The following is a 794-nucleotide window of genomic DNA, read 5'->3' as shown; positions in this document are numbered from 1 at the left end:
GCGCTCTTCGAAGTCACCGCGGTAGCGGGAACCGGCCACCAGCGCACCCAGATCCAGGGTGTAGAGCTGCTTGTCCTTCAGCGTCTCGGGCACCTCACCCTTGACGATCTTCTGCGACAACCCCTCCACCACGGCGGTCTTGCCCACACCGGGCTCACCCACCAGCACCGGGTTGTTCTTCGTCCGGCGGGACAACACCTGCATGACCCGCTCGATCTCCTTGTCCCGGCCGATCACCGGGTCGAGCTTGCCCTCCCGCGCGGCCTGCGTCAGGTTCCGCCCGAACTGATCCAGCACAAGCGACGTCGACGGCGCCGACTCCTGCGGCCCGCCCGCCGCCGCCGGCTCCTTGCCCTGATACCCGTGCAGCAACTGGATGACCTGCTGACGCACCCGGTTCAGATCGGCGCCCAGCTTCACCAGCACCTGCGCCGCGACACCCTCACCCTCCCGGATCAACCCCAGAAGAATGTGCTCGGTGCCGATGTAGTTGTGCCCGAGCTGCAACGCCTCGCGCAGCGACAGCTCAAGAACCTTCTTGGCCCGCGGCGTGAAGGGGATGTGTCCCGACGGCGCCGACTGCCCCTGGCCGATGATCTCCTCGACCTGCTGGCGCACCCCCTCGAGACTGATCCCAAGACTCTCCAGAGCCTTGGCCGCCACACCCTCACCCTCATGGATCAGACCAAGAAGAATGTGCTCAGTACCGATGTAGTTGTGGTTGAGCATCCTGGCCTCTTCCTGAGCCAGGACGACAACCCGCCGCGCACGGTCGGTGAACCTCTCGAACATCT

The 794-nt window shown here is 65.4% G+C and carries 1 protein-coding gene; it reads right to left on the bottom strand.

The window, feature by feature from the left end; genetic code table 11:
• Window positions 1-792, bottom strand: a 792-nt coding sequence (locus tag HHX41_RS39465) for a Clp protease N-terminal domain-containing protein (RefSeq protein ID WP_310742386.1), incomplete at its 3' end; no start/stop codon positions are given.
• Window positions 793-794 lie beyond the last annotated feature (2 nt).

Source organism: Microbispora sp. H13382 (genome assembly GCF_014161445.1).
Classification (GTDB): domain Bacteria; phylum Actinomycetota; class Actinomycetes; order Streptosporangiales; family Streptosporangiaceae; genus Microbispora.
This window is presented reverse-complemented; position numbering and strand designations above follow the sequence as displayed.